Origin of the sequence: Synechococcus sp. R6-5, assembly GCF_047461775.1 — a bacterium.
Taxonomy (GTDB): Bacteria; Cyanobacteriota; Cyanobacteriia; order Thermostichales; family Thermostichaceae; genus Thermostichus.
The window spans coordinates 1-6,557 of the sequence record NZ_JANSHV010000039.1 but is presented as its reverse complement, the minus strand read 5'-3'; the positions used below and the strand labels follow the sequence as shown (position 1 = coordinate 6,557).

Annotated in this window: 6 protein-coding genes; all 6 read right to left on the bottom strand. The window is 60.6% G+C overall.

Annotated features, from left to right (window positions below):
* Window positions 1-46: 46 nt before the first annotated feature.
* On the bottom strand, window positions 47-1,186 hold the full coding sequence (locus tag NW818_RS02075) for a glucose-6-phosphate dehydrogenase assembly protein OpcA (protein WP_414423715.1): 1,140 nt from the start codon (window positions 1,184-1,186) through the stop codon (window positions 47-49).
* 130 nt (window positions 1,187-1,316) lie between these two features.
* Window positions 1,317-2,915, bottom strand: a complete 1,599-nt coding sequence (locus NW818_RS02070; protein ID WP_414423714.1) for a glucose-6-phosphate isomerase — start codon at window positions 2,913-2,915, stop codon at window positions 1,317-1,319.
* A 46-nt stretch (window positions 2,916-2,961) separates the two neighbouring features.
* Window positions 2,962-3,468, bottom strand: a complete 507-nt coding sequence (folK, locus tag NW818_RS02065; protein WP_414423713.1) for a 2-amino-4-hydroxy-6-hydroxymethyldihydropteridine diphosphokinase — start codon at window positions 3,466-3,468, stop codon at window positions 2,962-2,964.
* Window positions 3,465-3,830, bottom strand: coding sequence for a dihydroneopterin aldolase (folB, locus tag NW818_RS02060; protein ID WP_414423712.1), 366 nt, complete (start codon window positions 3,828-3,830; stop codon window positions 3,465-3,467). Before folB ends, folK begins: the two co-directional genes overlap by 4 nt.
* The gene (gene folP, locus NW818_RS02055; protein ID WP_414423711.1) at window positions 3,817-4,686 is read right to left on the bottom strand and encodes a dihydropteroate synthase; all 870 of its coding nucleotides are present in this window, start codon (window positions 4,684-4,686) and stop codon (window positions 3,817-3,819) included. The genes folB and folP overlap by 14 nt, the downstream gene beginning before the upstream one ends.
* Before the next feature lie 541 nt (window positions 4,687-5,227).
* Window positions 5,228-6,319 carry a redox-regulated ATPase YchF gene (gene ychF, locus NW818_RS02050; protein WP_011434459.1) on the bottom strand — a complete coding sequence of 364 codons (1,092 nt, stop codon included), beginning with the start codon at window positions 6,317-6,319 and terminating at the stop codon, window positions 5,228-5,230.
* Between the last annotated feature and the right edge of the window lie 238 nt (window positions 6,320-6,557).

Sequence of the window (6,557 nt, the reverse complement as noted above, 5' to 3'; positions counted from 1 at the left end):
CATCAGCATGAGTGCGGGAGTATGTCACTTAAACCAGAAGCAGATCTCAGCTTTTGCCCAGCTTCAGCATCTGATCCACCACCCCTAGGGTTTCTTCGTAGAGGTAGTCGGGGCCAAGCCGCTGCAACTCGGCAGCCAGCAGGGTGTCGAGGGAATCCTGCTCCAGGGGAGCCACCTGGCGAACCACACATCTCTGAGCGCCCCCCATGGCTTCCATGCGCATACACCCTGTGATTTCGGAGCACAGCACAGTACAGGCGTCGGCTTCTTGGTTGCTGGAGGTGAGGCGCAGCCCGATGAGATCCCCCGGCTGGCTGATTTCCGAGGCCAAGGGCACAGCCGCCAGTTCTGCCATCACCTCGCCGCCCATTTGGGTTTGCAAGCGGATGCGGTCGATCTGGTAATCGTGCTCCTGAGCCTGAACCCGCTCTGTGGGAGTCCACCCCAGGCGACTGGCCAGCCAGCCCAGGAAGAGGAACGCCTGGCAGGGATTGCCGGCTTTGTAGTCGAGGTTCACACGATCCACAAGGTAGAGGGACTCTCGCCGGTCGGGAGGGTCGAAGGCTTGGGCGGTGAGTTCCTGCCAGGGCAGCAGCCGCCGCCAGTTGAGATCCCCACAGTGGCGCCCCTCACCCACCAAGAGGTGGATTTCCTGCAGATCTTCTTCTGGATTGACAAAGCCCCGTGAATCGACGATGACCCGGTTGCTCAGAGCCACCAATTTTTGAAACAGCAAGCTGTTCAAATCCAGATCCCCTTGCCACCACAAAAAGGTGGGCAAGTTGGGGATCAGCAGCGAGGCAACGGTGCTGCAGGCCCGCACAAAGGCCGATTCGGGCGCTTTCAGGGTGATGTATTCGCAACAGACCAACGAGCTGCGCTGCTCACGGGTCACCGGACAGTAGGCGGCCACCTGGGCCTCGATGGCGTCGTCTGCAGATCCCTCCCGTTTGGCTCGCAGGTCAATGACGCGACAGGGGTTTTGGGTGGCGATGGCCTCGACGGTGGGAGAAGGTAGCAACAGCGCATCGTCCAGAGATTCGTACACCACCAGGGTAAAGGTGGCAGCGCGGGCGGCAACGCTCTCTCCTTTGGAAGACCAGATCTTGTTCAGCTCCCGCTCAATATCTTCGATGGAGACATCTTTCGGAGTCTGTAAGGGTAGGACGGCAGCAGATTGATCCATAGTCTCCTCCTGGAGTGGACTCTTGCTCGATTCTAGGCAGGGGGGTCGGCTGGCTGGGAAGGGCTTAAGGCCAGGTACAGATTGGCCAACTCAAGCCTGCGCTCCACACCCAATCCAGGAAATCAGAGGATCAAGCGGGCCGGGGCTGGATGCTCAGCTCCAGGGGGCGGGCGGGATCCCCTGTCAACAGGACTCCGCGGCCATTGGCGTGTAGGTGCCGCACAATCCAGTACAGGGTTTCTATGCGCTCCGGGCAGCCCAGTTTCTCTGCCAGTTGGGGCAAAGTCAGGGATCCCTGGTGCTCCTGCACCGTCTCTAGCAATCGCCGTTGCAGCTCCAAGACAGCGCTGGCGGCTTTCTTGCCTGCTTCCACCCCCGGTTGATGGTAAGCGTTGATCTGGATTAGGGAGGCGTAGAGGCCCACGGCTCGCTCGTAGAGGGCAATCAAGGCCCCCACCGAGCGGGCATCCACCCGTGGCAGCGTTACGGTAATGGAGTCGCGACCGTTTTCGTAGAGGGCCTGGCGGGTACCCTGCAGCAGGCCGTTCAGGTAGTCGCCACTGGTCACCTGCGGCTCCACGAAGGGGGAAGGGATCCCAGGCTCCCGATCCTGAAGCACCTCGATGAAGGTGACAAAGAAGTTGTTCAAGCCATCCCGCAACTGCTGGACGTAGGCATGTTGGTCGGTGGTGCCCTTATTGCCGTAGACGGCGATGCCCTGCTCCACACGGTTGCCGTTTAGATCGTGGGATTTGCCCAGGGATTCCATCACCAACTGTTGTAAGTAACGGCTAAACAGCAGCAGGCGATCCTTGTAGGGCAAAACCACCATGTCCTTGCGCCCTTGCCCTTGACCGACGATGTACCAGGCCATGGCCAGCAGAGCGGCGGGATTGCGCTCCAGGTGGGGCAGGCGGGTGGCCTCATCCATGGTGGCTGCCCCGGCCAGCAAGGCCCGGATATCAATGCCCTGCAACGCTGCCGGCAACAGGCCCACCGGGGACGTTTCGGAGGTGCGCCCCCCCACCCAGTCGAAGATGGGGAAGACCTCCAACCACCCCTCCTGCCGCGCCTGCTGCTCCAATTGGCTGCCGGGGCCGGTGATGGCCACCGCATGGGCAGAAAAAGGGATCCCGGCTTTTTGGTAGGCCAGCTTCACCTCCACCAAGCCATTGCGGGGCTCCGGGGTGCTGCCGGATTTGGAGGTGGTGATCACCAGCGTTTGCCCCAGTTTGTTGGCCAGCCGTCCCAGCACCCGATCGAACCCGTCGGGATCCGTATTGTCGATGAAGTGGATGTTCAGAGGGGGGTGCAGCGGAGCCAGGGCCTCCGCCACAAATTGCGGCCCCAGAGCTGAGCCGCCAATGCCGATGCAGAGCAGCTCGGTGAACCGTCCCCCCCCGCTGGCCGGGATGGTTCCGCGATGGATCTTTTCGGCAAAGGTTTCCACTCGCTCAATGGAATCCTGAATGGCCTGCCGGATTTCAGGGGTGGGAGCCAGCTCGGGCGCCCGCAGCCAATAGTGGCCCACCTGGCGGCCTTCGTCGGGGTTGGCAATGGCTCCTGCCTCCAAAGCCTGCATATCGGCAAAAGCCTGGGCAAAGCGAGGCCGTAGCGCTTCCACCTGAGGGGGAGTGAAACGGATGCGGCTGATATCGACGAAAATCTCCAGGCCGGGATGGTAGTAAAGCCAATCGCAGTAGCGCTGCCAGAGTTGGAGGCTGTCCATGGGATCCCTTTTGCCGAAATCCCTAACCAGCTTACCAAACTCTTTCTTACTCCCAGCCGAGGGTTGTGCGCTCCAGCCAGGACTGATCCAAACTGATGAGTGCCTCTTTGACCCCCACACCGGTCTCAGGGTGACGCCAGTCGGGAGCGATCTCCCCCAAGGGAGCTAAGACAAAAGCACGTTCCATCATGCGGGGGTGGGGCAACGTCAGCTCAGGGCTGTTCAGGATGCGGCTGCCCATGGCCAGCAGATCCAAATCCAGGGTTCTGGCCTCCCAGCGGATGCGCCGCACCCGTCCTGCCTCCTGCTCGATGGCCAGCAGCGCCCCGAGCAACTCCAGGGGAGACCGGTAGGGGGGAAAGGGATCCAACGCCACCACTGCGTTAAGGTAGTCAGGCTGTCCGGGTGGCCCCCCTTGGGCTGGGCTGCGGTAGAGACTGGAACAGGCCACCACCTCTCCCAACCGGCGCAACTTCTGCACAGCCAAGCGCAACTGCTGCAGCGGATCCCCCAAGTTGCTTCCCAGGGCAATGTAGGCCAGGTCGGGATTCATACAGATCGGCGACGGTCGATCTCTACGTAAACATCATCGAACAGCCCCGGCAGGGGAGCTTGGGGCTTGTGAACCCGCACGGTCAGGGCCTCCAGCTGGGGATAGCTCTGCCACAGCCGCTCTGCAATCTGGTCTGCCAAGGTCTCGATCAAGCGGCGGCGCTGGCCGGTCACCTCTTGCCGCACCATCTCATACACTTGGGCATAGTCCACTGTGCCAGAGAGGTCATCCTGGATCTGGGCCAGGGAAAGCTGCATCTCCACATCCACCACAAAGCGCCCGCCCAAAACTGCTTCCTCCGGGCAGTGGCCGTGATAGGCATGAAAGACGAGGCCCTGCAGCACCAGCCTACCCTGCGTCATGGTGCAGAGCTTCCCAAGTGGCAAGGGCGGAAACATGAGCCGGCACGTTGTGAACCCGTACCAGGGCAGCCCCCCGGCTGGCTGCAAACAGGTGCACGGCCACGCTGGCGCTGTCTCGCTGATTAGGTACGGCGATGCCAGAAAGCTTACCCACAAAACTTTTGCGGGAGGCCCCCACCAAGACCGGGTAGCCGTAGGCCACCAGCCGCGGTAGGGCTTTGAGCAGGGTTACATTCTGCTCAGCAGTTTTGGCAAAGCCCAAGCCCGGATCCAAAACAACGCTGGGCACGCCCGCTGCCAGGGCCCGCTCTGCCTGTTCCCTGAGAAAACCGAAAACCTCCCCCTCCAGGTCAGCATATTCGGTCTGCTGCTGCATGGTGCGCGGTTCTCCCCGCATGTGCATGATCACCGCCGGCACCCCCTTTTCGGCACAGACCTGTATCATTTGGGGATCCCGCAGCCCGCTGACATCGTTGATGATGTGCGCCCCGGCAGCCAAAGCCGCAGCCGCCACCTCCGTTCTGCGCGTATCGACGCTGATGGGGATCCCGGATCCTTCCAGGGCCCGGATCACGGGCAAGACTCGGTCGCATTCCACCTCCACCGATACCGGCTCCGCTCCCGGACGGGTGGACTCGCCGCCAATATCCACGATCAAGGCCCCTGCCGCTGCCATGGCTTTGGCTGCCTGCACAGCCGCTTCTGCAGATCCCCACTGGCCGCCATCGCTGAAGCTGTCGGGGGTAACGTTTAGCACCCCCATCACCCCAACGCCCCGCCAAGAAAGACGGTAGCCCTCTGGCGTCTGTTCTGCCCCAGGCAGAGGACGTCGGGAGATCAAGCTGGTAACACCCATAACCGCTGCAGGCTGCCGTGTTGCAAAAGCAGGGGGAAAAGTCTCCCACTGCCTAGGATGGTATTGCCGTCAATCCCAAGGCTGGCGCAAGCCCAACAGGATTCTACAAAATTTTTTACAACGTCCTTACAGAGCCACGATTGGTGAAAGGCTGCCCCTGCCGGCTCAAGCGCAAGGAATGGCCCCCGCCGACAGAGGAAGCTCTCCCGCTCTGGCTAGAACATGATGTCGTCTTCCGAACGACCCCAAATACACCAAATGATAGAGGCAAAGATCGCCATGTAAACCCAGGCCATCGGGCCGTATTGCAGCAGATCCATCAATACATCCCTAAAACATTTGTTTATCTAGTCCAATTATTGTGATGTTTCGTTACAGCGTCAACCGTTTTCTTAGGAAAAGGCCCCCTCTCAGACCCAGCCGGAGCTGCGCTGGGATCCCTTGTCCAGGGCGGGTTAAGTCTTTTTGCCTAAAGACAGGGAGCAAGTCTTCAGTTTCTGAGAAAACCCAGCTTGCCTGAGAGATGCAGGAGGATAGGGAACTAGACATTGAAGCGGAAGTGCATCACGTCCCCTTCCTGGACGACGTAGTCTTTGCCTTCGCTGCGCAGCAGGCCCTTTTCTTTGGCGGCATTCAGGGATCCCGCCGCCACCAGATCGGCATAGGCCACCGTCTCGGCCCGGATGAAGCCCCGCTCAAAATCGGAGTGGATCACCCCGGCTGCCTGAGGGGCTGTGGCGCCGACTGGAATCGTCCAAGCGCGGGTTTCTTTGGGGCCAGAGGTAAAGTAGGTGCGCAAGCCCAACAGCTCGTAGGTGGCTCGGATGAGAGATTTCAGCCCGCCCTCTTTTACCCCTAACGAATCCAGATAGGCCTGTCGCTCGTCGGGGGGCAGCTCCACCAGTTCCGCCTCCACCTGGGCTGAGACCACCACCACACCTGCCCCTTCCGCCTCGGCAAATTGCCGCACCTGCTCCACCCAGGCATTGCCGCTGGCCAGATCCGTTTCCGCCACATTGGCGGCGTAGATGACTTTTTTGCGGGTGAGCAGCCCCAACCCTTTGATCAACTGCTCTTCTTCTGGGCTGAGGGGTACCAGGCGAGCCGGCTTGCCCTCGTCCAAGGCAGCCTGTAATTGTTCCAGAGCCTGCAACTCCAGTTGGGCGGTTTTGTCGGACTTTGCCTGCTTGCGCACCCGCTCTATGCGCCGCTCGATCTGGGCCAAATCCGCCAAGGCTAGCTCTAAGTTGATCACCCCGATATCCCGCAAGGGATCCACCGAACCCGCCACATGCACAATGTTCTCGTCTTGGAAGCAGCGCACCACGTGCACCACGGCGTCCACCTGGCGAATGTGGGAGAGAAACTGGTTGCCCAGACCCTCCCCCTTGCTGGCTCCAGCCACCAGCCCGGCAATATCCACAAACTCGATTTGGCTGGGGATGATCTCGGCAGAACCGCTGATCTTGGCCAGCACCTGCAAGCGCTCGTCGGGCACCGCCACCCGCCCCACATTCGGCTCAATGGTGCAGAAGGGAAAGTTGGCCGCCTCGGCTTTGGCATTTTCACAGAGGGCGTTGAACAAGGTAGATTTGCCTACGTTGGGCAGGCCGACAATTCCAGCTCTCAACATCCAGATCTTGGAGAAAAAGCCAAAAACCAGAGTAACGGGATCCCTTGCCCAGCGGAAAGATCCCTACTCTGACGTTAGCATTTGCCGCCCCTTTCCCAACCGGTGGATTCGCTCCCAAGCGCTCCGCGCCGCCAACGCCACCACCCTCGGCTCCTCTCCCAAGAGAACTGTATTTTTTGTCAGCTGCACAGTGTTGGGCAGCTGAGGTCTTTTGACATCCTCCCCGGCCTGAAGGCCG

Bases quoted from the DNA above. Each gene is read 5' to 3' on its own strand.
- NW818_RS02070 (WP_414423714.1), bottom strand. From the start codon at position 2,915: ATGGACAGCCTCCAACTCTGGCAGCGCTACTGCGATTGGCTTTACTAC.
- folP (WP_414423711.1), bottom strand. From the start codon at position 4,686: ATGGGTGTTACCAGCTTGATCTCCCGACGTCCTCTGCCTGGGGCAGAA.
- folK (WP_414423713.1), bottom strand. From the start codon at position 3,468: ATGAATCCCGACCTGGCCTACATTGCCCTGGGAAGCAACTTGGGGGAT.
- folB (WP_414423712.1), bottom strand. From the start codon at position 3,830: ATGACGCAGGGTAGGCTGGTGCTGCAGGGCCTCGTCTTTCATGCCTAT.
- NW818_RS02075 (WP_414423715.1), bottom strand. From the start codon at position 1,186: ATGGATCAATCTGCTGCCGTCCTACCCTTACAGACTCCGAAAGATGTC.
- ychF (WP_011434459.1), bottom strand. From the start codon at position 6,319: ATGTTGAGAGCTGGAATTGTCGGCCTGCCCAACGTAGGCAAATCTACC.